The organism is Mucilaginibacter sp. P4_A11 (assembly GCF_056402535.1).
On record NZ_JBFUHE010000002.1, the window covers coordinates 60,602 to 87,029 of the forward strand.

At 43.2% G+C, this 26,428-nt stretch carries 16 protein-coding genes; 4 read left to right on the plus strand and 12 right to left on the minus strand.

Annotated elements, in window-relative coordinates; genetic code table 11:
- Positions 1-647: 647 nt before the first annotated feature.
- From AC1DUD_RS04130 to AC1DUD_RS04150, 5 genes are all read right to left on the minus strand, one after another.
- The gene (locus AC1DUD_RS04130) at positions 648-2,489 is read right to left on the minus strand and encodes an alkaline phosphatase (protein WP_477371913.1); all 1,842 of its coding nucleotides are present in this window, start codon (positions 2,487-2,489) and stop codon (positions 648-650) included.
- A 58-nt stretch (positions 2,490-2,547) separates the two neighbouring features.
- Positions 2,548-4,062 (minus strand): RagB/SusD family nutrient uptake outer membrane protein, encoded by a 1,515-nt coding sequence (locus tag AC1DUD_RS04135; protein WP_477371915.1) that lies wholly within the window; start codon positions 4,060-4,062, stop codon positions 2,548-2,550.
- A gap of 33 nt (positions 4,063-4,095) precedes the next feature.
- On the minus strand, positions 4,096-7,449 hold the full coding sequence (locus AC1DUD_RS04140; RefSeq protein WP_477371917.1) for a SusC/RagA family TonB-linked outer membrane protein: 3,354 nt from the start codon (positions 7,447-7,449) through the stop codon (positions 4,096-4,098).
- 111 nt (positions 7,450-7,560) lie between these two features.
- On the minus strand, positions 7,561-8,499 hold the full coding sequence (locus AC1DUD_RS04145; protein ID WP_477371919.1) for a FecR family protein: 939 nt from the start codon (positions 8,497-8,499) through the stop codon (positions 7,561-7,563).
- Between the two features lie 48 nt (positions 8,500-8,547).
- A complete protein-coding gene (locus AC1DUD_RS04150; protein ID WP_477371921.1) occupies positions 8,548-9,156 on the minus strand; it encodes an RNA polymerase sigma factor in 609 nt (202 codons plus the stop codon).
- A gap of 186 nt (positions 9,157-9,342) precedes the next feature.
- On the opposite strand from AC1DUD_RS04150, the gene AC1DUD_RS04155 reads away from it, so the two are divergent.
- Positions 9,343-9,996 (plus strand): FadR/GntR family transcriptional regulator, encoded by a 654-nt coding sequence (locus AC1DUD_RS04155; RefSeq protein WP_477371923.1) that lies wholly within the window; start codon positions 9,343-9,345, stop codon positions 9,994-9,996.
- 56 nt (positions 9,997-10,052) lie between these two features.
- Positions 10,053-11,282: an MFS transporter gene (locus AC1DUD_RS04160; RefSeq protein ID WP_477371925.1), complete on the plus strand. Its 1,230-nt coding sequence runs from the start codon at positions 10,053-10,055 to the stop codon at positions 11,280-11,282.
- Between the two features lie 282 nt (positions 11,283-11,564).
- Here the strand turns inward: AC1DUD_RS04160 and AC1DUD_RS04165 are convergent, their stop codons facing one another.
- The 7 genes from AC1DUD_RS04165 to AC1DUD_RS04195 form a co-directional block, all read right to left on the minus strand.
- Complete coding sequence (locus tag AC1DUD_RS04165) at positions 11,565-12,341, minus strand: 3-keto-disaccharide hydrolase (RefSeq protein ID WP_477371927.1); 777 nt, start codon at positions 12,339-12,341, stop codon at positions 11,565-11,567.
- A 79-nt stretch (positions 12,342-12,420) separates the two neighbouring features.
- A complete protein-coding gene (locus tag AC1DUD_RS04170) occupies positions 12,421-14,382 on the minus strand; it encodes a hypothetical protein (RefSeq protein WP_477371929.1) in 1,962 nt (653 codons plus the stop codon).
- Between the two features lie 12 nt (positions 14,383-14,394).
- Positions 14,395-16,230 carry a 3-keto-alpha-glucoside-1,2-lyase-like domain-containing protein gene (locus AC1DUD_RS04175; RefSeq protein WP_477371931.1) on the minus strand — a complete coding sequence of 612 codons (1,836 nt, stop codon included), beginning with the start codon at positions 16,228-16,230 and terminating at the stop codon, positions 14,395-14,397.
- A gap of 230 nt (positions 16,231-16,460) precedes the next feature.
- On the minus strand, positions 16,461-18,080 hold the full coding sequence (locus AC1DUD_RS04180) for a RagB/SusD family nutrient uptake outer membrane protein (RefSeq protein WP_477371933.1): 1,620 nt from the start codon (positions 18,078-18,080) through the stop codon (positions 16,461-16,463).
- Positions 18,081-18,106: 26 nt separating this feature from the next.
- Positions 18,107-21,298, minus strand: coding sequence for a SusC/RagA family TonB-linked outer membrane protein (locus AC1DUD_RS04185; RefSeq protein WP_477371935.1), 3,192 nt, complete (start codon positions 21,296-21,298; stop codon positions 18,107-18,109).
- A gap of 449 nt (positions 21,299-21,747) precedes the next feature.
- Positions 21,748-23,034 carry an esterase-like activity of phytase family protein gene (locus AC1DUD_RS04190; protein ID WP_477371937.1) on the minus strand — a complete coding sequence of 429 codons (1,287 nt, stop codon included), beginning with the start codon at positions 23,032-23,034 and terminating at the stop codon, positions 21,748-21,750.
- A 128-nt stretch (positions 23,035-23,162) separates the two neighbouring features.
- Positions 23,163-23,588 carry a hypothetical protein gene (locus AC1DUD_RS04195; protein WP_477371939.1) on the minus strand — a complete coding sequence of 142 codons (426 nt, stop codon included), beginning with the start codon at positions 23,586-23,588 and terminating at the stop codon, positions 23,163-23,165.
- Between the two features lie 165 nt (positions 23,589-23,753).
- Between AC1DUD_RS04195 and AC1DUD_RS04200 the strand changes: the two genes are divergently transcribed.
- Complete coding sequence (locus AC1DUD_RS04200; protein ID WP_477371941.1) at positions 23,754-25,316, plus strand: M20/M25/M40 family metallo-hydrolase; 1,563 nt, start codon at positions 23,754-23,756, stop codon at positions 25,314-25,316.
- A gap of 7 nt (positions 25,317-25,323) precedes the next feature.
- Positions 25,324-26,421 carry an alginate lyase family protein gene (locus AC1DUD_RS04205; RefSeq protein WP_477371943.1) on the plus strand — a complete coding sequence of 366 codons (1,098 nt, stop codon included), beginning with the start codon at positions 25,324-25,326 and terminating at the stop codon, positions 26,419-26,421.
- Positions 26,422-26,428 lie beyond the last annotated feature (7 nt).

The following is a 26,428-nucleotide window of genomic DNA, read 5'->3' on the forward strand; positions in this document are numbered from 1 at the left end:
GTTAAAGGAAAAACTTAATGTCATTTTGACGAGTGGAGCGCAGGACAAAGCAAAGGACGAGAAGGAATAAAACCATGTCATTGCTATGACATGGTTTTTATGTACCAATTGTCCATGTCCCCTCAGGGGCTCTCGCAGAGGAACCTGAGGTTCACCGCATACTAACCATCTGCCAGGATATTCATAGCAGCAAATTTGCATGGCGTATACATCAGGCTCCTCTGCGAGAGACCCTGATGGAACGTTAAATATGGCTAAGAATAACATGGCAATAGTCCTACCGAGGTAAAAAGAAATGACTACAACTATAATAAGTGTCAAAAGATATTTGCCAACCCGGCGCACAACGGGCGTCCGTTCTTCAAAATGACAAAAAATGATATTACCGAGTGCGTAAATGATACTTACTATAGCCACCTCGAGCCAAAGGGATTCTGTTGCCCACATATTTCAGGAAATTGGTTTGCATAAAAATACAAAACGGGTTTTAATTTCTAATGTCATTTCGACGAATGGAGCGCAGGGCCAAAAAAGGGCGAGGAGAAATCTTGTACGCCTTGCATGTGAAGTGCATGGCGTACAAGATTTCTCCTCACCCTACCCCGCCGTCCCAACGCGATGTTCGTCGAAATGACAGTTTGTTATTATTACTGCGGTTGCAACAAAACCTTAATCTTATTAAAGATCTCCGTATTACTGTAAACCCCTCTAAAATCAAGCGAATGCGGCCCGTAACTAAACACCGGAACCGGAGTGCCGGTATGATCGTTGGTACTGAAATCGCCCCACACATAACCATTGTTGATGCTGCCATCAAGCAGGGTTAAGCCGCCTGTTTCATGATCGGCAGTTACAATTACCAGGGTTTCGCCGTCTTCATCGGCAAATTTCAAGGCATCACCAACCACACGATCAAAATCGCTGTTTTCGGTGATCACCTGTTTCAGATTATTGGCATGGCCACCATGATCAATCTGCGAGCCTTCAATCATCATAAAGAAGCCTTTTGGCGCATTCTTAAATGTTTGAGTTACTTTATTGAATGCCAGCGGCAGGTAGTTACCTCTACCCTCCATTTTAGGACGGGTTACACTATCGTCCATCAGGGCTAAGATCTTTGGCGATGAACTATTTAAAAAGTCGTCAAAGTTGCGAATAACTGCATATCCCCTATTTTTCATTTTATCGACAGTAGTTTCGCCATTAACAGGCTGCGTAAAATCTTTATAAGCCGAACCCAAAAAGATATCTACCGGCGAAGATGTGATCTGACTGGCAATAGCTACTGAATGGCTCCGCTCCGAATCATGCGCGTAAAAAGCAGCAGGAGTTGCGTCTGTTAATTCGCAAACAGCAATATCGGCTACTTTTTTACCCGCTTCAGCGCTGTAATCGGCCAGGGATTTTAAAGGTTTGCCTGATGGGTCAACACCGATAGCCCTGTCATTAGTTTTCTGGCCAGATGCAAAAGCAGTTGCTCCTGCCGCCGAATCGGTAATGTAAGCATCAGCAGAATTGGTTACCGAAAAGCCGATATTCAGCATCTGAAAAATATTCAGCTGCCCACGGTTTGCGGTATAGGTTGAATAGATCTGCGACAAGCCCATACCATCGCCAATACACAAAATAATATTTTTAACCTTCTTAACCGTACCATCCGATTTATAGCTTGGCTTATAAATAGCATAGGGCTGCGGCGCGGTGTATTCGCTTTTGGGCTTCTTATCCAGGAAATCGCCAAGCTCTTCTATTTTATCGGTACCAATCACATCCACCCCTAAACGGATCAGTGCAAGCCAGCTACTTTTGGTATCAGGTGTTTCCCAAAAGCGGATCTTTTTACCGGCGTTGTGTACACTGTCAATCCCGCCTTTTATCCTGGCAATCTCTTCATTGTTCAATACGCCTTTACCATTCCAGTGAATGTATTTGCCGAAAGGGAAGCTTACCAGCCCAACCTTTTTCCATTGCTCGGGCGTAAAGCCATCCATATGATCAACATCAAAGGAGATCCAGGCTGGATAATTGGTCATTTCCGCAGCAGGCGGTACAGCACCGGTCATCACTATAGATAACCTGCCCGGGTGACCTTCATAAGCGAAGTACTGCTCCAATGGCTTAAGCTCTTTAATTACCAGCGGCAATACTGCTTTATGATCTTCCTTGATCTCAATGAGCAGCCTTAAATGACGTTGCGGGTCGCGTTTAAATTTTTCAATCAGCGGGTCGAGATACAAAGCTTTCAGCGAACGCTTAGCATCTATCTCTTTTTTATCATGCGCCACCATTAGCTGCCCGTTAACGGCATAACAGTCGGCCTCAATAGAACCGAAGCCTTTTTCATAGGCCCGGTAAAAAGGGATATTGTTTTTGTAGTCGTTGTGGGAATGCGCGTCGGCCACTGTGTAGATTTTAACCTGCGCATTGACTTTAAGACCAGCGGTTGACAACAACGCCGCCAGCATAATTAGGGTAGTACTTTTTTTCATTTGGTATAGATATAGCAAAACCGGGCTATGCCCGGTTTTTTAAGTTTCAATGTTTCAATTACCAGCCGGCGTTCTGTTTCAGCTGCCCCTGGCTTATCTGGATATCCTTTGGCGGGATAGGCCAAACGTTATCCCTCGCCGGGTCAAAGTTACGTGCTTTCCACACAACTGAGCCATCCGAACCGTGTAACGGTTTTGCGTAAATTGCCTGTGCATCGCCCCAACGAACCAAATCAAAGTTACGATCACTCCACTCACCAGCCAATTCAACACGGCGTTCGTGTTTCAGGTTAACCATTGTAGCATTGGTGATTGGTTTTAAACCGGCACGAACGCGTACAAGATTAAGCGCAGCATCACCGTTTTTACCCTGCATGATCTGGGCTTCAGCTTTGATCAGTAAGATCTCGGCATAGCGCAATAACGGCACGTTTAAATCTGTTGATGGTTCGTCACCATTAGGGCTAACGTGGATACCACCTGCATAGCTAAACGGCTCCATATATTTATTGAACTGGTAACCGGTTAAGCTATTGCTTTTACCGCCGATTGGGTAAGTGTAAGTCTGCCCGAAATATTGGAAGCTATCACCTTTTTGAAGGATGGTGGCAGCAAGCCTTTTATCGCCGGTTTCAAATTCATCAACCAGCTCTTTAGTTGGCTGATAGTAACCGAAACCGTTATATAAGCCCCAGCCTTTATTCTCCAGCATGGCACCCGGTAAAATACTCTGACCATTCAGGTTACTGGCTACCGACCAGATATACTCAGAGCTATAGTTATTGGCGATCTTAAACACATCGGCATAATTGCCTAACAAAGTATGTTTTCCGCTCAGGATAACCGAATCGGCATATTTTTCGGCATTAGCGTAATCCTTAGCATGCAGATACGTTTTAGCCAGGTATGCGTAGGCAGCTGTTTTATGTGCACGACCATAATCAGTAGTGGCCAGCTTATCAAAATAAGGCAATAAAGACGCGGCCTTTTTCAAATCAGCTTCGATATAGGCATAGTTATCTTTTACCGATGGCAACTGAGCAGGGAAAGCCAATGCATTGGTACGGTTTTGTAAAGGAGCACCTTGTTTGTCTGAGCCGTATAAATCGGCAATTTCCAGGTGCATTACAGCGTGAATAAAGTAAGCCTGACCTAAAATAAAGTTTTTAGTGGCTGCATCCATGCTAATGTTTGGCACATTGTTGATCACATCATTCGCACGTTTCATTACCACAAAGTGCAATTGCCATGGTGCGTAAATGCTGCTCTCGTTACCTGTGCAGATAAAGTTTTTGATATTTTCCCTGTCGGCTGAGGTACGGCCTACCACCATATCATCGCTGGCGTTAATGAACCAAAAGAACCCGCGACCGTAAAGATCTTCGCTGTTGCTTTGCTTTTCGTATAAGCCATTGGCAGCCGCCTGAGCATCGTCGGCTGTTTTCCAGAAGTTAGTACTGGTTGGCGTACCGGTTGGTTTAATATTATCTAAAGTACCTTTTTTACAGCTTTGGGCCAGTGCAATAATCATTACACCCATTAAGCCTTTGCTAATTATATTTTTAAATTTCATCTCTGTATCTCCTTAATTATCGTTCCTGATTTCTTATAAGCCTACGTTAACACCTACTAAAATGATCCTTGCCTGCGGATACAAGCCTAAATCAACACCATTTTGGTTGATACCAACTTCCGGGTCGAGACCTGTGTATTTGGTAAATGTTGCCAGGTTTTGCGCATTGGCGAAAATGCGGGCGCTTCTTACACCAATTTTAGTCAGCAGTGCTTTTGGCAAAGTATAACCAAGCGTTACGTTTTTAATGCGCATGTACGAGCCATTCTCTACATAAAAGTCAGATACGTTACCAAAGTTGCCGTTTGCGTCACTTGCTGAAAGGCGCGGAATATTGGTGTTGGTATGGCTTGGCGTCCATGCATTTTTAGCATCGGCCAGCAGGTTATAGTTTTGGATAGATGCGTTCAGGCCGGTGTATTTAACAGCGTTGAAAAGCTTGTTGCCTGCAATACCTTGTAAAAACACACTCAAATCAAATGGACCATAGTTAAAGTTTGCTGTAAAACCATAGCTGAATTTAGGGAACGGTGTACCCAAATAAGTTTTATCAGCTTCGGTTATTTTGCCATCGTGGTTAAGGTCCTGGAATTTAATATCGCCAGGCTTTGCATTTGGCTGAATAAGTGCGCCCGAAGATCCTTTATAATTGTTCACTTCATCCTGTGACTGGAACAATCCAGCGGTTTTCAAACCGAAGAAAGAGTACAAAGAATAACCTTGCTGTAACCAAACAGGTACCAGGTTATCCCTTACCGTAGGACCAGAAAGGATGGTTTGTTGTCCTGGTAAAATGTCATCTATCTTGTTTTTAATGTACGATCCGTTAGCGGTTAAATTATAATGAAGCTCCCCTACACTGCCATTGTACTTCAGAGATAGCTCAACGCCTTTGTTCTGGATTTTTCCACCGTTAACAAACGGAGGATTTGATACACCATAAACAGCGGCCACCGGCGGCTGGAACAGGAAGCGGGTATTCGTTTTCTGGAACACATCAGCAGTAACATTAACCTTACCATTCAACAGTCCTAAATCAACACCAACATCAGTTTGTGTAGCTTTTTCCCATTTAAGATTAAGGTTAGCCAAACCATCAACAGCAGAACCTGTAATGGCTGCCGCCGGACTGCCTAAATATCCGGCAGTTTTAGTTAAAGAAACCGAAGTCGGGAAGCTTGGCAAACCTGCAAGGTTACCTGACTGACCATAACTTGCCCTTAGCTTAGCAAATGAAACCAATGCATCGGTAGGGAAAAATGATTCCTTGCTGATCAACCAACCTGCTGACACACCTGGATAAACTTCAGCGCGGTTTTTACTCGATAATAATGATGTCGCATCACGACGGATGATACCATTAATGAAGTATTTGCCTGCATAGTCGTAACCGATCCTACCCAGGTATGAGATCAATGCCGATTCGTTTTTATTACCTTGCAACGGCACACCTGTTGGGTTAAGGCTGCCGTTAATGATGTAACGGTAAGCAGGATCTTCGCTCAGGTAGTTATCAGTATTAACACTAAAAAATTCCTGTGTATCATTCTGGTAGGTGTAACCTGCCAAAGCACTTACGTGGTGATTGCCGAAAGTACGGTCAAAGTTTAAAGTTTGCTCGGCAAGGATTGTACGGGCATTGTATTGCTCCTGGAACAGGAAGTTATCAAAAAACTTTTTCCCTGGCTCCAAAACCCTTGTGCTAAAGTTTTTGATGGTCTCCAGGTTTTTAGTTATACCAAGATTTGAGCGAAATTTTAAACCTTTGATCAGGTTAACTTCAACATAAGGATTGATATTGAAGCTGTTTTGCGCATCGCTGTTATCTAAACGCTTTAAATAAGCAACCGGGTTAATTACGTCGCCATATGAACCAGCGTATTGTGCGGGTACACCACCGAAGCTGCCGTCTGCATTATAAATTGATGCGTTAGGTGGATAGAATATGGCTGATAATATAGCACCGGTATAAGCGCTTGTCGTGTTGGCGCCCTGCCCGTTGTTATAAGAGTAAGAGAAACTCTCGCCTATTTTCAACCAGTTATTGATCTGGTGATCGGAGTTAACGCGAAAGTTATAGCGGATAGCATTGGTATTTAACAGGATAGCATCGTTTTTACGATAGCCGCCAGAGATATAAAAAGTTGACTTTTCGCTACCGCCGCTGATATTCAGGTTATAATCCTGTACATAACCTGTTTTAAAAAGCGCATTTGTCCAGTTGGTACGGGTGATGCGCGAATCTGAGTTTATGGTTGCATCAAAGGCGGGCAAACGGGTTTTGCCTGCATTATCATAAGCCGTGTTGATAGCATCTGCATAATCAGCTGCGTTTAACGCCTGCAAGATTTTCAAAGCATTTTGTACACCACCTTTTGCAGTAATGTCAAGATTGGTTTTGCCTTGTTTACCACGTTTGGTGGTGATCAGGATTACACCACCTGCAGCTTTAGCACCATAGATAGCAGCGTATGAATCTTTCAATACGTCGATTGATTCAATATCTGAAGGGTCGATAGGGCCGCCATTATAAATAGTACCGTCAACAACTACCAGCGGACCTTCATTGTTAAAAGAGCTCTGGCCACGCAGCCTGATGCTTGGGCCCGAAGTTGGATCGCCACCTTCATTTAATACGGTAACGCCTGCTATTTGTCCTTGCAGCATTTCGGTAACCGAACCTACCGAACGGTCTTTAACGTTACTAACTTTTAATGAACCTACCGAACCTGTTACGTCGGTATTCTTTTGCGTACCGTAACCAACAACCACTACAGCATTTAAACCGGTAACATCAGTATCCAAAGTGATGTTAAGCGGCGATTGATCAGCTGTAGCTTCACGGCTTTTGTAACCGATAAAGCTAAAAACCAGCACTTCACCTTTTTCAACAGCAATTTTAAAATTACCGTTAATATCGGTTGAAGTAGCAGCCGTTGATGTTTTGCTGCGCACAGCAACACCGGCAAGCGGACCGTCTTTATCGGTCACCGTTCCGGTAACAGTAATTTTTTCGGCAGCACGCATCATTTTTTTGTGCGAGATGATGATGGTACCATACTTTTCCCGGTACTCCAATTGTGTATTGGCGGTTAAAGCACTAAGTACATCTTTTAAGGGTTTGTTTACAAATGAGTTTGCCTTTACTTTTACCGCGGCTACATCATCCATTTTGTAGTTAAATGCAACGGTGTTAACCGCTTTTTTGAGTTTCTCGAGCGAGGCATCCATGGTTTCGTCGGCAAACTTTACAGTTACCGGCTGATCCATTAGCGACGCACTACGTTCGGCCGAAGCGCGTACCGGCAATGATGCCGCCAGGGTTGTTACCAGCAATAAAATTGCTGTGATTAATCTTCTTGAAATCCGGGTTAAAGATTTTTCCATACATTTGTTTTTAAAGTGATTAGTAACTGCCTGTTGGCTTTTAGTTTTTGGCAGCTACACTTAATGAGCCAGTGCTTGTTCGTAGCAGGCATTGGTTTTCCTTTTATATTATTATTTAATATTTACTGTATCTCCTTTTAGCTTATACTTCCGGCCGTCAATAAACTGTAGTATATCCAGTACCTGGCTGATATTGAGCTTATTTGAAAACCTTACCGAATAATGCTGCTGACTTAACCTTTTACCGGTGTATTTAAAGTTTACGCTGTAGCGGTTTTGCAGGTAAACTGTGATTTCCTTAAATGAAACATTGTCCAGTATCAGTTCATCATGCATCCAGCTCAGCGAATGATCACCGGCTACTTGCTCACGCGTAAAGCTTTGGGTATGCTTATTATAGGTTAGCTGTTGTTGCGGTGTATAAAAACCAAGGGTATGCTTCTGATCATGAACCTCAACCTTACCGCTGTTTACAAATACCTGGATGTCGGGTAGTTCTTTATAAAATTTGATATTGAATGAGGTACCTAATACCTGCGTAGTAACCTTAGCCGTATGCACCAGGAACGGCTTTGAAGCATCGTGTTTAACATCAAAAAAGGCTTCACCGTTGATCAGGGTAACTTCTCTTTTTGCAGCACTGAATGTAACCGGGAATTTGATTGATGTACCTGCATTTAACTGAACGGTAGTACTATCGGGCAGCATTACCTGTTTCATACTGCCTTTTGGAGCAGTGATTACCTGGTAAACTAATTGTTCGGGCTTATGTTGCGCTAACCTTGAATAGAATAATCCGGCACAAACAGCTACCAACACGGCAGCAGCTACTTTTAACCATGTAGTATTTAACCTACGGACATTTACTTTAGCTATGGTCTGCTTTTCTATTCGTTCCCAAAGGGGTTGTTTAAGGGCCTGGATTTTTTCACCGGCTTCGGCATCCGTGTCGAGGTTGTGCATTAACTGCTGTAAAAGCTGCAATTCCTCGTCGGTGCATTTGCCGGCGTTAAACTTATGGAGTAGTCTTTTTATTTCTTTCTGATTCACCTAACAAGGGCTTTATACCACTTAAGTGACCGGGAAGGGAGGAGTGTACTATAAGCGTTTGAAAAAAATTATCAGCAGCAAAAATCTGCCGTAATTATCAAAGGGGATAACGTTATAATATTTCTGAACAGATTTTTTCAGCCTGCTTAAAGCATTGCTGATCTGGTTGCGTACTGTTTGATGAGATAAACCTAAAAACTCTGCAATCTGCGGACCGGTCATGTCCTGCTCGCGGCTGCACAAATAAACCTGGCGCATTTTTTCGGGCATATCCGCTATTTCCTGGTTTATCAGCAGGCGCAATTCTGCAAGGGAGAGTTTTTGATCGGTGCTATGCTCGTAAGTTTCCTGTATTTCGGCAACATCCTCCAGGGGGCGTGGTTTAGTGCTTTGCTTTTTATACCACTTATAGCTCATATAGTTAATGGAAACCATCAAATAAGCCTCAAGCGCACCATTCACCTGGATAGTATGGCGATTTTTCCAGATAGAGAGGAACAGCTCCTGCACCATATCCATCGCTTCATCCTCGTTCTGTGTCTTCTTTAATGCAAAAGCGATCAGCTTATCTGCATAACGCTCATAAATTTCCCTGAATGCCCTATCGTCACCGCCCTGCAGTTCAAGTAAAAGTTGTGCATCCGAGTATTGTTTCACAGGGGTATTTTTATCACATCAAAGTAACGGCACAAATGTTAAGCTAAATTTAAATATATATTAATGCTTTAGAAAGTGTTGATCACAAATGAGCATTATTTTTTTGCAGATTGATTTTGATTTAAATACGATTTTGATATTTCAGATAAACGTATACCTTTGTAATTCATCTGATGAATTACAGATATGAGCAAGATTATTAAAAAGTCACTGGCCGAAGAGATCGCAGAGAAATTGAAAGAGCAGATAGCCGGCGGCCATTACCAAATAAACGACAAGCTACCTACCGAACCCGAACTCATGGCCGAGTTTGGCGTTGGCCGCTCAAGCATCCGCGAAGCAACTAAAAGCCTGGTACAATCCGGTCTGCTCAGGATCCAGCAAGGCGCGGGGACGTTTGTGGAACGCGCAGCCAGCAACCCCGAGCCCATGGAAGCCCGCTTAAAACGCGCCCGGTCACAGGACCTTGATGAGGTAAGGCAGCTATTGGAAATGAAAATAGCGGAAAAAGCAGCTATAAACCGCTCGCAGAAGGACATCTTCACCATGAAAAGCCATTTGGCAACCCGGAAAAAAACTGCCGAAGCCGGGCTGTTGGAAGAATGTATTGATGCCGATGTTAAATTTCACATTGCTATTGCCGAAGCGTCAAAAAACGAGATCCTGAGCGATTTATATAAAACGGCAGCCGTCCACTTAAAAAACTGGTTTACTGAAATCCACCCTGATACACGCATTTTTATCGACACACAGCACCTTCACGAAAAGCTCCTGAAAAATATTCTCGATTGCGATTCAAAACAGGCCTGGAATACAGCTCTCGAAATTCATCAACATTAAAAAATTTCACCAAATTCATCTGATGATATAACGTTTTATATTTTTATCTACAATCAATGGAATCTACATCACCAACAACTACCATCCCCGAACCTAAAAAACTGGTTCAGCAAACTGTGTATTCAATTTTATTTACGATAAGTCTTGCACATTTTATTAATGACATGCTTCAATCGGTTATACCATCTATATACCCGCTTATCAAGCAACGGTTCAGCCTCAACTTTACCCAAATAGGGCTTATTACCTTTACTTATCAAATAACCGCATCAATTTTACAGCCATTTGTAGGTCTTTATACTGATAAAAAACCAAAGCCATATTCGCTGGCAATGGGCATGAGTTTTACATTATCCGGATTATTGCTGGCATCATTTGCCGGTAGCTTTTATATTATGCTGATGGCAGTGAGCCTCATTGGTATTGGCTCATCTATTTTTCACCCCGAATCATCGCGTGTGGCACATTTGGCATCCGGAGGTAAAAAAGGGCTGGCGCAATCTATTTTTCAGCTTGGCGGTAATGCCGGGAGTGCTATCGGTCCGCTGTTGGCCGCTCTTATTGTAATTCCTTACGGTCAGTCAAACGTGATCTGGTTTTGCCTTATCGCCTTTGCCGGCATATTGGTATTACTGCGGATAGCGAAATGGTATGCCGAACGCCTGAGCCTCAACGCAAAAAACAAAAACGCGAAAGAGGCCGTGCATCTTAATATCTCTAAAAGGCGCGTGATATTCTCTTTGGGGGTGTTACTTGTTCTTATCTTCTCCAAGTATTTTTACCTGGCCAGTATCACCAGCTACTATACCTTCTTCCTGATCAATAAATTTCACCTGAGCATCCAGCAGTCGCAAATTTATTTGTTTATGTTTTTAGGATCGGTTGCTGCCGGTACACTTTTCGGCGGCCCATTAGGCGACCGTTTTGGCCGCAAATACATCATCTGGATCTCGATATTAGGCGTAGCGCCATTTACCATGCTCCTGCCCTACGTATCACTGTTTTGGACAGGCGTTTTGTCTGTATTTATCGGACTGATCCTTTCATCAGCCTTTTCGGCCATCTTAGTGTATGCTACTGAGCTGGTTCCTGGAAAAGTAGGGTTAATAGCGGGGCTGTTCTTCGGGCTGGCATTTGGCATGGGCGGTTTAGGCTCGGCAATACTGGGTAAAGTTGCGGATATGACCAGTATCAATTATGTATTTAAGATCTGTGCTTATTTGCCGCTGATAGGAATTTTTACTGGCTTGTTGCCTAATATTGAGAGGAAGAAGATGGTGAGTTAAGGTTTAAAAGTCATGTCATTAGGAGGAGGAACGACGAAGCAATGGCACGGAAGCAGAGCGACTCTGTATAGCATGCGATTACCGCGCTGCGCTCTCAATGACATTTTTTATTTTTGATCCCGCTCTCGTTTGTAACGAGCGCAAGAGGAAAATAGCAGCAATAATAACTCGTCATTGCGAGGCACGAAGCAATCCCCAATAAGCAGAGGAACTTTGCAAATCCGCCCTGTAAAGTCGGGGATTGCTTCGTACCTCGCAATGACGTTTTTTATAGAAACTTAATTATTGTCCCAACTCTCTTATCCAAATATTACGATAACTGATAGGCTCACTTTTATCCCCATGTGCTTGCAGCTTTATTGGCGAAGCACCATGCTTACGATATTCGGGTTTACCGATGTATGGTGTATCTCCTACCAATGAAGTATTATTTTGAACCAGCACACCATTATGAAGCACTGTAGCACGCGCTGCCGATTTCAATGAACCATCCTCGTTAAAACGCGGCGCAGTCCAGATCACATCATAAGTTTGCCACTCGCCGGGTTTACGGCAGACATTTGCCAGCGGAATGGCTTGTTTATATAAGCTTCCTACTTGCCCATTCACATAAGTTTTGTTATTGTAGTTATCAAGCACCTGTAATTCGTAACCTCCAGCTCCCCAGGGCAGGGCCGCCAGGAAAATACCGCTGTTACCACGTGCTTGTCCGCTGCCGGTTATGTTTGATGGGATCCGGTATTCGATATGCAGTTGAAAATCCATGAACCTGCGTTTAGTTTGGATATCGCCTGCGGTTTTATCAACGGTGATGATTTTATCATCAACTTTCCATTTATGGCTGGATGTGGTATCGTTCGTAGCTACCCACTCGTCGAGGTTTTTTCCATCGAACAAAATGATGGCATCAGAAGGTGCATCGCCGGGAGTTTTGCCCGGGGTAACTACAGCAGGCACCGGCGACCAGATCTCGGTATCTTCCGGTTTTGCAATTTGCTGCGCGAATGTTAATAATGAACTACCCGCTAATAAGGCAGTGAAAATAAGTTTGCGTTTCATTGAACTTTATATAAAAACATTAATATCCTAAACAGTAATTAACCAACTGCTTTTAGCTTTCTGCCTTCGGCTTTTAGCCCTATTTAGCCAGTGATTTGATCCATAAAGCTATCTTCCGGGCTTCCTCTTTAGGTACTTGCGGCATTGGCGGCATTGGGGTTGAGTAGTCAGGCCAGTGTTCAGGCTTTGGATTATGGATAAGTTGCACCAGTTCATTCACGCTGTATTTCCGCTTAGCCACATCCACATATGCCGGTCCAACCTGTCTTTTGGTAGCGTTATGGCACGATAAACAGGTATTCTTCAGCAAGAGGGGCTGCACTTCGGCATAAGTAGGGATAGCATTTAATCCGGCAGCGCTTTTTGCGGCAGCACCTTTAGCGGTCGCACCCTTTTTCAACGCTGCCGAAGCCGTTACTTTAGCCGAGTTTATTGTGCTTACTTCCGTCATGGAAAGCTTTTGCCCTTCGGGTATGTTATTCAGCGTATAATATGCCGTTGGATGAACAAGGTTGAAATAGTTTTCCTTATCGCGAATAGCAGCAAGCGTAATGGTATGGATATAATATTTACGCAGATTATTTACGATCAAACGTACTTTTAAACCATCAGCAGATACCTTAACACCCGCTATCGGGCATTTTTCGGTATTTACCGGCGGACTGCCATACACGCCATGATATTTGTAGATATAGCTTTCAACAGAATAAGAAGCAATATCTTCAGCCACCTTTTTATCAACCGGCTTAGTAAATTCAATTTCAAAACCATCGGGCATGGCGCGGATGGCGCGCATCTCAAAAGGAACTTTATTATTCCAGACCAAGCGTTGTAAGCCCATAGTAGCCTCCCCCGCCGATCCCCAGCCACGGTTGGTTTCGCCGGCAGCTAATGATCCATCAGGCAACCAGGCCAACCTTACTATACCCGACTGAAAACCACTCCGAAAAGCCCATGCGGCACCCTGGTATTCACCGTTAACTTTTTCCAGAAAGATCCTGTCAACCATGCTTTGGCCTTGATCACACACCAATAACTGGCCCGCAAAAGGACCAAACGCGCCTTCGGGGATCTTAACAATTTCAGAGTTGGAGATCCCCAGGATACCATGCGGCAACCAAACAGCAGGCAACTGCAGTTCAGGAATTTCCTTTTTTGCCTCAAATTCTGTCTTGAATTTTTCATTTACCACGTCTTGTGGTTTTACGGGTTGGCCATTTTTATCAAACTCGATCCTCGGATTATTTTTGGCGAAGAATTGTTCGGAAGTAAGCTTTAAAGGCGAATTAGGCAAACCTGTCCAGACCAGGCTTGATGGATGCCCCATGAAAGCGCCTTTTTTAATCGGCATAATGCTGCCTGAGCCTACCCAGTCGCCCTGGTTGTCAGAATACCAAAGTTCGCCATCAATCATACTGATCCCGCAAGGCGAGCGGAAACCGGCCGCCCATGGGGTAACGGTACCATCTTCCTTAATATTTAAAGCCCAGCCGCGGTACGGCACAAAGCTTTTCGGATGCCACCAATCCGGCGGAAAGCCTAAATTCAGGGTAACAAAGAATGAGCCGTCAGGGGCAATTTTAGGTCCGAAGCTGTATTCATGGTAATTGCCCGATAACGGCCAGGCATAAATAGTTTCAAAAACATCGGCCTTGCCATCCATATTGGTATCAACCAGTTTGGTCAATTCGCCGCGTTGAACAACGTATAAAGCACCATCTTTCCAGGCTGCTCCCAAAACCTCATGCAGTCCCGATGCAAATTTGCGAAAGAAAGGATGCTGACCAGTTGGGTTTTCAACCATAAAAATATCACCGCGACGGGTAGTTACAGCTAAAGTGCCGTTAGGCAGCGTACACAAACCGCCAACTTCCAATATGGTACCTTCGGGTGCAGGCACTTTCATGATCTTAAAAAAATCATCCTCTTTAGGCGATTCGGCCTGGGCAAAGGTATTTTTGATATCGCTTAACAGCGCGATAATGACAAGCGTAAATAAAAACGTGCCCCTGTTTATCATTTGTTTTAAAGTATTGTTCATGATCAAGGCAGCTTAAAAAATGATGGAATAGGTTAATTTCTTTTGAATAGGAATGATGAGCTCCTGCTTCCCTCCCGCGTCCCGAACGATTGCTTTAGCTCCCGCTGCATCATCAATGCGGATATAGTAGGATTTATCATCAATGGCATACAATCCATTACCAAGCGTTTCGATATTGCCTGATGCAAGGTGATAAAACAGGCCTTCTACAGCATTAGCAAGGGTTATTTCCCGGTGGATGCCCTGCCCTTTATCCATCACACTACTCGCATCGTTTACCGGCGAACCATAAATAATATATTTAAAAGCAGGCACATCGTCAGCATTTAAAACATAGCCTTTAGGCCGGTATCCTGTACCGGCGGTATCCAAAGCCCAGGTCGCATTTACATCACTGAGCTTTTCAATGGCCGGAACAGGTTTGCCAAGATATTGAACAGAACCAGCCGGGCGTGATGAACCGTCGCCCCTGTCATGCCACATGGGGGTGGCATCCAGGAAACCTCCACGCCAGATCTCTACGATCATCCCTTTATCCAAATCATAAGTGTAATGCAACAGCTCGGGGCTGCCCACATTTACACCATGTGTAACCCTGATACCTCCCGGCAAATCGGAGAAACTTCGCAGTATAGTATTTGAAGTAGCGTTGATCAAAATAGGATCAACAGGATCGTTATTACTTACGTTAGCATCGCTTAACAAATATTCGCGGATACCGGGACCTGAAACGGTAAGCCCCAAGGCCGGTTTAGCCCAATCCACTGTTTTTGAATAGAACAATTCAAACGGTTGATCGCCGGGTTCCAATTGTAACTTACCTTCGCCCCGGTTTTCGCTTAATTTAACTGCATCCGCACCATTAATTCGCAATGTGCCTTTTCCACCCGGCACACTCAGTTTAAAAGCATATTCGCCGGCTTCTTTAACCTGGATATTACCTGTATAGCGGATCAGAAAATCATTATTCAACTTGCTTTGGTTTGATGACAACACAGGAGAAGTGCCCTCCGATTCCGCTTTTAATTTCTTATAATTATCGTCGTTAACATCACCGCCCTTGTAAACCCAATATTTCAGGTTTGAAAGTATTGGATGTGATTTGTCATAACTGGTTATCTGAATATTCCTGAAAGCTACCGGCCCATGATCGCCCTGTAAACGCAGGGGTCCTGTTGCAGCTTCTTTATTGTCAAAAGCCCCACGGGTTGGACCGGCAAGCTCTACATTATCCTGGATCAAAACACCATTCAACCAAATATAAAGCACTTTTGCATTACTGATTTTTTGGCCATTGCTATCAAAGCGCGGTGCCTGGAACGAAATTTTTATATGCTGCCACAAACCCGGCGCCCTGCTGGCATTTTGCCTTGGTGCATGGCCGTCATAACCTTGTTGCCCCTCAGGCTTACTATCGTCCCAACGTTCATAAATCCCACCATTATCTCCCGATTTTGGGTTTACTGTTCCCCAGCTATCCAGTAGCTGAATTTCATAACGTCCCTGCAAATAAATACCGGAGTTTGAGCCTTTAGCCATCATATAATCAAGCTCCAGATCAGCATCACCATAAGTGGTTTTGGTAAACAGGTCTTTCGCTCCTTTTTTCCCTGGTAGATTTATCAAAACCCCGTTGCCATCTTTAACGGTTAAAACTTCATCCTGCACAATATCGGCCTGTGCGCTGGCCCCTATTTTCCAGTTTGATGACGGGTTATCGAAAAAAGAAAGATCATTAAGAGGTACCGCGTTTTGCGCCCGGAGTTGCTGGCAACCCAACAGGCAAACACAGGCTATCCAAAACTTTTTTCTGCCGAAGAGCTTAGGAGATTGGTTAAAGCAATGCATTGATTTAAATTATAATATGGTTTATTGGCTAAGGCACCTAATAATGTCGGCCTTACATTTGTAATGCAAGATAAATAATTTACGCAATCGATTACGAATAATTTATCATTATCCAATTTAAAGTAAGTCAGGTGAATACAATAAAGCGGTTTGTAAAATGCTCGTAGTCGAAAAAACACAAAAAGGGTTTCTTCCGAGTGGAAGAAACCCTTTTCTTAAATCAAACTATATCAATAACCCGGATTTTGAGTCAAATTAGGATTAAGACCTATCTCAAACTGAGGGATAGGGTACAACTCACGACCGGCAGGTATGGTTATACCATACACGTTCTTCACAAAATCAGTAGCAACACCAGCTCTTCTTAAATCATAAAAAGTTGAGTATTCGCCCGATAGTTCATGCCTGTATTCGCTGTAAACCATTTGCAGCGGATCGGTTATTACTTTACCATCACTGATGAAAGTTAATGGGGCCGAACCACCAAACGCACGGTCACGAACAAGTTTGAGGGTGGCTAATGCACCTGCCGCATCACCTGTACGGGCCTGGCATTCAGCTTTGCTTAGTAGTACTTCGCCAAAACGCAACAGGACCTGGTTTTGAGCGCCAAATATAGTTTGATCGCCCGAGTTACCTACCAACGTAGGGTCTCTCCAGAATTTCTCGTTGTAATAACCAGTCCTCAACTGTGAATTATCTGAGCCCACCCAAGGACGAGTTTTTGTACCGCAAGTATTGATGATCTTGCCGTCATCGCCAGTATATTTTGCCTTGATGGCAGGATCTGTACTTGCAAAACCGGCAATTACCAGCGGATATGATTTGATACCACCACGGGCTTTGATACCTGGACTTGGGTTTTCATCGCCAGGACCAATTACGGTTGCGATTCTTCTCAAATCGCCGTCCTGGAAAGAGCCTGCTAAAGCCGAATTAGCATAATCATAACCAAAGTTGGTTACCTCTTCGGGCATGCCGAAAGTGCTGATCCATGCAACTTCGTTACTGGCACCCCAGCTTTGAGTACCCGCCACATCAAATTGTACCTCAAAAAGCGATTCGTTGTTATTTTGATTAGCATATTCGTTTACATCAATAAAATTAGCCAACAAAGTATATTTTCCGGTTAATTGATTATAAGAAGCAATAGCGTCGGCATATTTCTTAAGCCACATTTGCGCAGCTCCCAGGTAGCCTAAAGCAGCTCCCTTAGTAGCACGGCCTTTTTCTGAACTTGGCAGGTCTTCCTTCCATGGCAATAAGCCAGTTGCTGTTTTAAGGTCAGATACAACCTGTGTAAACACCTCGTCTTGTGTGCTTCTTGCTGTTAAACCAAGGTTAGTGCCGTCTTTCAATTCTAACGGAACACCACCAAAACTTGCAGCCAGGTAATAGTAAGTCATCCCTCGTAAAAAATAAACTTCGCCGGTAAGGCGATCAGCAAGGGCAGCAGTTAATATACCTTTGGCTTTCATTTTTGCAATGATTGGCAAAGCAGAGTTTGCACGGGCTATACCAACATACGCACGTGTCCAAAACACTTCTATAGCACCAAAGGTTGAGGGAATTGCATATGTATTGTAAAAGCGGTCTGCTCCCCAGTTAAAAAAGTCATGCGACTGAAAGTTGGCATAATACCAGATAGATTTTTTCAATAAATCGGCATTTTGATAAGTGTCATAAATGGCATTAACAAGCGCGATGCCATCTTCCGGCTTATCAAACAAAACCTCTGCTGTTGGATTCTGCGAATCTGTTTGATTCAGAAATCCTTTTTTACAACTTAACGGAAATAACACGGCCAGCCCTACTGACAGTATGTATATATATTTTTTATTAATTTTCATGTTTTTACTGTTATGTTAAATGTTATTTAAAAAGTGACATTTAAACCTAAAGTGTAAAATTTAGATGAAGGATAAGTTCCAAGATCTATACCCGAAGCCGTTGGATTAACGGTGGACGCGTTATTGTTGTTCGGGTCGGTTCCGGTTGCCTGTCCAATCTCCGGATCAAGGCCTGTGTATTTAGTTATTGTAAAGAGGTTTTGAGCAGACACATAGAAACGAACCTTTGTAACAGAGAACTTTTTAGTTAAAGCAGCCGGCAATGTGTACCCTAAGGTAACATTCCGTAAACGCAGGTAACTGCCATTTTCTACGTACACGCTTGATGCAACGTTATTAGCGCTGATATCATCATTGTAAGTAACCCTTGCATAACGGTTTGATGGGTTAGTTGGTGTCCAACGGTTCTGATAATATTGCAAACTAACGTTTTCAACCCCCACAAAGCCCGGTGCCTGGAAACTTTCAAGATTACGTTCCTGATAATTGAAGATCTTGTTACCGTAACTGCCGTAAAAGAACGCGTTAAAATCAAATGCCTTGTAAGAAAGGTCAATGTTCATGCCACCATAAAATTTGGGGATCGGGCTTCCCAAACTTACACGGTCATCGGCAGTGATCTGACCATCGCCATTTACGTCTTTAAATTTACGATCTCCAGGCTGGGTTTTCTGAGAATTAGTGCCCTGGTAATTACCTGTAGGCGATTTCGCGTTTAGCGCGTCAATTTCTGCCTGGGTTTGGAATATCCCCAATGCTTGATAACCATAAAACTCACCTACCGGCTGCCCTATATTGGTTTGGCTGAACGTTGACCAGCCCATCGCATTTAATGGGAGGTTAACAAGGTTTGTTATAGCCCTGGTGCTTTTATTGATACTCAAGAGCTTGTTATTTACAGTAGTGATATTAACACCGATGCCATAATTAAAATCCCTTATTGAATTTCTGTAGTTAACAGCAAATTCAAACCCTTTATTACTTATACTACCTACGTTTTGGGCGGCACTTGTAAAACCTGTTTGTGCAGGGGTAAGGATGTTTAACAAGAAATCTTTAGAATCCTTTTTATAATAATCAACAGTTAGCGTAAGCGTGTTGTTTAAAAACGCGGCATCCATACCAATATCTGTTTGTTTGGATGTTTCCCATTTCAAATTAGTATTATCAAGGTTTAATAATGCTAAACCATTTTGATAAGTTTTATCAAACGGATATCCAACGTTAGTACCTGAAGCTGCAGGGCCGCCTGATGTGTAACGCGCTAAATACCTGAATAAAGGGATACCTGCCTGGTTACCTACTTTACCGTATCCACCTCTGAACTTAAGATCTGATAACCAATTAACATCTTTTAAAAATGATTCTTCCTTGGCTTTCCATGCTATTGAACCTGACGGAAACACGCCATATTGATTTCCCTGGTAAAATCTTGAAGCACCATCCCGGCGCACTGTAGCAGTTAACAGATATCTGTCTGCGAACTTATAACTTAACCTGCCAAACTGCGATGCAAGCGTATAGGTCTGTTTTCCTCCATAGGCAACAAGATTTTTAACCTGCGATAAATCCCTGATAGCATTACTTGGTAAATCATTACCGCTACCACCAATGTTCGTAACTGTATTGCTTTGCTGAGAAACACCACCAACAAAATCAATGCTGTGTTTGCCAAAAGTTTTGGTGTATGATATGGTATTTTCCCATAACCACTCATAAGTTGTGCTTGCATTTTGCGAGTAAAAGCTAATGCTGCTTTGGTTACCTACACCATATTGCTGAATTGCACGGGTATCAGATGGCGTAAAGTAATGGCTCGAAAAATCTGTAGTATTGATACCAAAGCTTGTTTTAACCTTTAAACCCTCAATCAAAGTAGCTTCCAACGAACTGTGCCCCAGAAAATAGTTTGTCGCGTTTTTTGAATCCTGTGTTTCAATGGTATAAACAGGGTTGTTCCAGCTTTTAGTGTAGATATTTACCGGGTTGTAGTAACCGTAATTGCCATTAGCATCTTTAATTTGATCGGTAAGTTTATTACCTGTTATAGTAGGGATTAGTTCACTCAGTTGTGACAAAGAACCTGTTCCGAATGGATTGTTACTATTCTGCCTCGAAAACACAGCGCTTGTTGACGACTTTAACCATTTGTTAACACTATAGTCAATGTTGGTACCCAAGTTAATACGTTTGAAGTATGAACCTAATACAATGCCTTTTTGATCATAATATCCGGCCGAAAATGCTGACTGTACTTTGTCATTGCCCCCGCGAATAGCTAAATTGTAATTTTGTTTTAAACCCTGGCGATAAACCGCGTCCTGCCAATCAACACTGCGCAGGGATGATGGATTACTCCATTCGGGCAGTTCGGTAAAACCTTCGTTAGCGTGAACTTCGTTAGCCAAGGTTGCCCATTGCTGCGCGTTTAACACTTTATATGTTTTAGGCCTTGACTGCAGCGAGGCATATGCATCAAGCGATACCTGTGCGCCGCCATCTTTTTTCCCTTTTTTGGTGGTGACAATTACAACCCCGTTTGAAGCCCTAACACCGTAAATAGCAGTAGCAGATGCATCTTTAAGAATGTCGATAGACGCTATATCATTTGGATTGATATTATTGAGCCCGCCAGTAATAGGATAACCATCAACTACATATAAAGGGTCATTGTTGGCCAAACTACCTATGCCCCTGATCAGTACGCTAACGCCGCCGCCTGGTGCACCATCATTATTGGTAACCTGTACGCCCGATGAACGGCCTTGCAAAGCCTGATCTAAAGCAGTAACAGGTACTTTAGCAATTTGCTCGGCAGTAACCGAGCTAACCGAACCTGTTAAATCTTTACGCTTGGTTGTACCATAACCCACAACAACTACCTCGGTAAGGGTTTTATTATCGGGCACTAATGATACGTTGATAACTGACCTGCCATTTATTGTAACCTCCTGGTTTAAGAAACCAACAAAGCTAAAAACAAGTGTCTCGTTGCTGCCGGCGGTTATCGAGTAAGTACCATCGGCCTTAGAACCGGCAGCCTGGGAACTTCCTTTTATCTTAACGGTAACACCTGGCAGGGGGAGTCCGTTATCCGAACCGGTAACCTTACCGGTGATCAGCTTACTTTGAGCATAACCTGATAAACTTATCAGCACAAGCGATAAATTTAAACAGATGAAGGCCACAACTTTTTTGATTTGTAGTTTTCCTCTCATACATTTTACTTTAATTTTTTAAAATTGGTTTGACGCATAAGTCATCACTTCGGGTTAGGTTATTGTACAAAGTGATGTTGCTTCAGGTAAAGCTACTCAAGCCTAACAATCGATTGTAATACGATATGAGTGGTTTTTTGTACTATTTTAACACAAGTGAAAAAATGCGTTATTTTTAATTAAGTATTTAATTATCAGATATATAAAGAATAAAAAAAACAAAACCCAACAATAAAATAGCATCATACAGTTAAAATAGTATACATGAAGGTTAAATATTGCTTAGTGTATAAATGTTATTTTAACAATAATTTTAATTGAAATCAAAAACTTAGATTTTGGGTAAAACAGTTTTCACTGGCGCTACAATGCTTGTTCTTAGAGGCTGTAAACAAAAAAGGCATCCCGGTCGATACCGGAATGCCTCATCAATTATTTAAAAATGTTATCTACTTAAGCTTCACAAAATAGATCCTGTTTCTATCCACCGAATTGGTAGCAGGCAAAATTTTTGCGGCAAAACCACTGTTGCCATTATCAATAACGCCAAAATCATCATCATTTGATATGGCCAAAATATTACCCGGCAATAAAGCCAGGCCCTCCGCCTTATCATGCGGATAAATTGTTGGCAGGTCCTTCAGCAGGTCAAGCACCTGTGTTTTGGTAACCGGTGTAATCCCCGCGGTTTGCAATCCTGCGGCATCATTGAGCTCTTCAACCGTTTTACCGCCATATGTTTTACCATTAGCTCCGTTTGCCGGATCGGATATATCGGTAGCATTGCTGAGATCTATTTTAAACACTTTTTTAAATGTAGCCGGATTGGTTGGTGCACCGCCAAAATTACCGTCACGTTCAATGGTTAAAAACGTAGTTGCACTAACAGCAGTTATATCACTTACTCCTGTTAATGACGTGTTGTCCATAAGGTAAGCATACTGTTTTGTAGCTCCCGTAGCAATATCAAAAGTAAGAATGCGCAATACTGTTGAGTTAGCCACCTTTGCTTTAGACGGATTATACATTGGCGACTGCATCATGCCCACCAGTGTTTTACCATCGGGTGTTATGGCTAAACCTTCCATGCCGCGGTTAGCCCTGCGGGTAGCAAATACCGCCGGGATTTTACGCCCGCCAGTTCCGGTACCAAAAGGATTGATGCGCTCAATAGTTTTTCCGTTGGCATCAAAATGAACAATATGCGGGCCGTATTCGTCACTTACCCAAAAAGTACCGTCGGCGGCTAAAACCAAACCTTCCGAATCAATACCGTCTGCGCTTGGGGATAACAGATTGCCGTCAAGATCATAAGGTTTCTCCCCCGAAGCACCCATCCCCACAGGATTTGGCAGGCCATTTAATTTTCCGCCGTTGGCATTTTTCAGTTCGATGGTTTGTTCCAAAAAAAGTTTGCCTTCTGTTAACCTGAATTTACCTATCTGCGGGTCAAAATCCGGCTTACCGATGATGATGGAGTTTGCTGCCTGTCCGGCAACGTTTGAGCCTCGGTCGGTAAGCAGATAAAATACATCTTTCTGTTTGGGATCAGCCGCAACTGCCGAACCAAAGCCCCCATTGTATACTTTAACACCATTAGCAGTAGTAAAAAGCACAGCCGGATTTTGAGCTTCGGCCATATCGGGATAGCTAAATGGATTAACCTTATTATTGTCATGGCAGGAAGAAAGGATCACCGCAGATGCCGCGATGACGCCAAGTACTTGTTTTTTCATTGATATGTGATCGATTAGTTTTTACAAAAGAACCGGCCACGTGTAAACCTATTGTTAATTCTATAACAATAATTTAACACAAGAGAACAATTACGACATTTTGCTAAAAAAAATCGAAAAAGGTTAAATCAATGTTTCCATTCCTTCAAACTTTCATCAGTCACCTGGTACTCATAAAGTTTCCTATTCAAAGTATCTACGTATACCCAACCGTCAGAAGCGTAGATAACACCATCACCATTATTATAGTCATGGCCAATATTATAAACAAAATAAGTATTTACACCTCTTTTTTGAAGTCGGTCAAACATCCACCCATCGTGTATTGATGTATCTTTACGTGATAATTTAATCAATTCATTGTCCGAGTGCTCAATGTAATCTACTATAAGCGTATCAACCCAGTTGCTATTTCTTAAACTGTCCTGCTGCTCCAAAACAGGTTCAGTTGTTTTTGGCAACCCGTTTATAGTATCGGTTGCTTTTGTGACGCTGCCCATCGCATCAGTTTTAACAATTTCGGCAGATTTCTTTTCTACATGCCTGCAGCTCATAAATATTAGTAAAAAAACAATAAGAGAAGCAGACACCTTCATTACAATAAGATTTAGGCCTGCAAAGTAAATACTTAATTACACTTTGCAATAATTATGTTACTTAACAATGCCATTCCAGATAAAACGTATTACCGCGGCTACTTTTTTCATATTTTAGACCTTATGAAACACATTTACCATTATACCTGCAACAACCTATGGAACAGGACAAAGCCTCTTGTGCTTGGTATGCTGCTTTGCAGCGGCATAGCTTCGGCCCAATCAAGTAACCCTGTTATTAACAGTATCATGAACGAGGAGACCTCCAACTCACAGCTGGAAAAACTGGCGCATGAGCTTTTTGATGGTGTCGGTCCGCGTTTGGTTGGTACGCCGCAAATGAAACAGGCTAACGACTGGGCGGTAGCTAAATATAAAAGCTGGGATATCCAGGCTAAAAACGAAAAGTGGGGCGAATGGCGCGGCTGGGAACGCGGCATCTCGCATATTGATATGGTATCGCCAAGAGTAAAATCATTAGAAGGCACCCAACTGGCCTGGAGCCCCGGCATGGGCAAAAAAACCACCACTGCCGAAGTAATTATCCTGCCGGATATGGCGGATTCAGTAGCATTTCAGCAATGGTTGCCTAATGTTAAGGGTAAGTTTGTGATGATCTCCATGCTCCAGCCAACCGGCAGGCCCGATTATAACTGGCAGGAGTTTGCCCTGAAAGAATCATTCGATAAAATGAAGGCCGACCGTACTGCGCAAACCGATGCATGGAAAAAACGCATCAGCAAAACCGGCTTTACCAATAAAACATTACCTGTAGCATTGGAAAATTCAGGCGCAGCAGGCATCCTGACCAATAACTGGTCGGCAGGGTTCGGGGTTGACAAGATCTTTGCTGCTTACACCAAAATTGTCCCTACGGTTGATATTTCGCTGGAAGATTACGGTATGCTATACCGCCTGAGCGAATCGGGTAACAAACCGGTGATCAGTATTCATTGCGAATCAAAAGAGTTAGGCGTAGTGCCAACGTTCAATACCATTGCCGAGATCAAAGGCTCTGAAAAACCAAACGAGTATGTAATGCTGAGCGCCCATTTTGATTCATGGGATGGCGGCACCGGTGCTACCGATAACGGCACAGGTACCCTCACTATGATGGAGGCCATGCGTTTGCTAAAAAAATTCTACCCCCACCCAAAACGTACCATACTGGTAGGCCACTGGGGTAGCGAAGAAGAAGGCCTGAACGGCTCACGCGCTTTTGTTGAGGACCATCCCGAAATTGTGAGCAATCTGCAGGCCTTGTTTAACCAGGATAACGGCACAGGTCGTGTAGTGAACCTTACCGGCCAGGGCTTTGTTGAAGCTAAGGATTATTTAAGCAGATGGCTTGCCGCTGTACCGGACACCATCAAAAACCGGATCAAAACAAACTTTCCTGGGCAACCGGGTGGTGGCGGGTCTGACTTTGCTTCGTTTGTAGCTGTTGGCGCGCCGGGCTTTTCTTTAAGTTCGCTTAACTGGTCTTACGGGGCATATACCTGGCATACCAACCGCGATACTTATGATAAAGTTGTATTTGATGATTTGAAAAATAACGCCATTTTAGCTGCCATCATGGCTTACATGGCCAGCGAAGACCCGCAGAAAACCATTAACACCAAAACAGAGGGCATCAAATGGCCTGCACAGGTTAAAGCAACGCGACGCGGCGGATTGGATAAGTAGGCTGAAGATGAGATACTGTAAAATAACTTTGCTTGCATCCCTGTTAATGCTCTTTGTATTTAGTTTGAAAGCACAGGAAAACAATAAAACCAAATTTGTGCACCCTGGTATTTTAAATACCAGGGCCAGTTTGGACCTCATTAGCGCACAACTGAAAGCTGGTGACACTATGCGAACTACAGCATATCAAAAGGTGCTCGATTTTATTAAAGATCATGAATACCCGGATTCGTTTCCATCAACCATCGTAGTAGGTTCAAATGGTGCTACGTCGCCATCGAAAACACAAATCAGGAAGGATTGTGAGCTGGTTTATGCATTTGCATTGGCCTGGGCTGCTACCGGCAATGCAGACTATGCTAAGAAGGCAATCGGTTTACTGAACGGATGGGCTTACGCTTTTAAGGATTATGGCCTGCTGGCAGGGAAAACCAATCCCAACCAACCCGATCTGGAAGCATCATGGACAACCCCAAGCTTTGTAGCTGCCGCGGAGATTATCAGGAATTATAAGGTAAAGGGCAGATCGGCCGGATGGGCTGCTGCCGATATCGAGCAGTTCAGCAAGTACCTTGTTAACGTAAAAGATAATTACATCAATAAGATCCCTGATTATAAAAATAACTGGGATGCTTCAGCAGGTTATGCTAAAATGGCTATTGGCGTGTTTTTAAATAGCGATACCGCTTATCGTGCCGGCTATGACCTTTTAGTAAAAGAATTGCCAAACGTTATCCAACCGGATGGAACGCTGCCTGAACTTTGTGTGCGTAAAGATTGTGTTCATTACCAATACTCATTAACGGCCTATGCTTATGCCGCTGCCATTGCCAAAATACAGGGCGATAATAGTTTATGGGAGATCAGCAATAAAAACATCAGCCTGGGCTATGATTTTATGCGGAAAGCTTATGATCAAAAAACAGGCTGTGATTACTGCGATTTACATAGCCGCATTTTTCCGGGTGTTGAAATTGCCTACAACCAGTACAATACTGATAACCTGAAATATTTGAGGGGGTTACAGGCGCCGCTTGGCGTTCCTATTGATAATACATTTTTAGGCTTTACTACCTATACCCATTACAAGGTTAAGGGTTTATAAAGCTAAA

What these genes read in the sequence shown, in the direction of transcription:
- AC1DUD_RS04195 (WP_477371939.1), bottom strand. Translation starts at nt 23,588, where the DNA reads ATGAGCTGCAGGCATGTAGAAAAGAAATCTGCCGAAATTGTTAAAACT.
- AC1DUD_RS04165 (WP_477371927.1), bottom strand. Translation starts at nt 12,341, where the DNA reads ATGAAACGCAAACTTATTTTCACTGCCTTATTAGCGGGTAGTTCATTA.
- AC1DUD_RS04180 (WP_477371933.1), bottom strand. Translation starts at nt 18,080, where the DNA reads ATGAAAATTAATAAAAAATATATATACATACTGTCAGTAGGGCTGGCC.
- AC1DUD_RS04175 (WP_477371931.1), bottom strand. Translation starts at nt 16,230, where the DNA reads ATGCATTGCTTTAACCAATCTCCTAAGCTCTTCGGCAGAAAAAAGTTT.
- AC1DUD_RS04135 (WP_477371915.1), bottom strand. Translation starts at nt 4,062, where the DNA reads ATGAAATTTAAAAATATAATTAGCAAAGGCTTAATGGGTGTAATGATT.
- AC1DUD_RS04140 (WP_477371917.1), bottom strand. Translation starts at nt 7,449, where the DNA reads ATGGAAAAATCTTTAACCCGGATTTCAAGAAGATTAATCACAGCAATT.
- AC1DUD_RS04190 (WP_477371937.1), bottom strand. Translation starts at nt 23,034, where the DNA reads ATGAAAAAACAAGTACTTGGCGTCATCGCGGCATCTGCGGTGATCCTT.
- AC1DUD_RS04200 (WP_477371941.1), top strand. Translation starts at nt 23,754, where the DNA reads ATGAAACACATTTACCATTATACCTGCAACAACCTATGGAACAGGACA.
- AC1DUD_RS04155 (WP_477371923.1), top strand. Translation starts at nt 9,343, where the DNA reads ATGAGCAAGATTATTAAAAAGTCACTGGCCGAAGAGATCGCAGAGAAA.
- AC1DUD_RS04185 (WP_477371935.1), bottom strand. Translation starts at nt 21,298, where the DNA reads ATGAGAGGAAAACTACAAATCAAAAAAGTTGTGGCCTTCATCTGTTTA.
- AC1DUD_RS04170 (WP_477371929.1), bottom strand. Translation starts at nt 14,382, where the DNA reads ATGAACAATACTTTAAAACAAATGATAAACAGGGGCACGTTTTTATTT.
- AC1DUD_RS04205 (WP_477371943.1), top strand. Translation starts at nt 25,324, where the DNA reads ATGAGATACTGTAAAATAACTTTGCTTGCATCCCTGTTAATGCTCTTT.
- AC1DUD_RS04160 (WP_477371925.1), top strand. Translation starts at nt 10,053, where the DNA reads ATGGAATCTACATCACCAACAACTACCATCCCCGAACCTAAAAAACTG.
- AC1DUD_RS04130 (WP_477371913.1), bottom strand. Translation starts at nt 2,489, where the DNA reads ATGAAAAAAAGTACTACCCTAATTATGCTGGCGGCGTTGTTGTCAACC.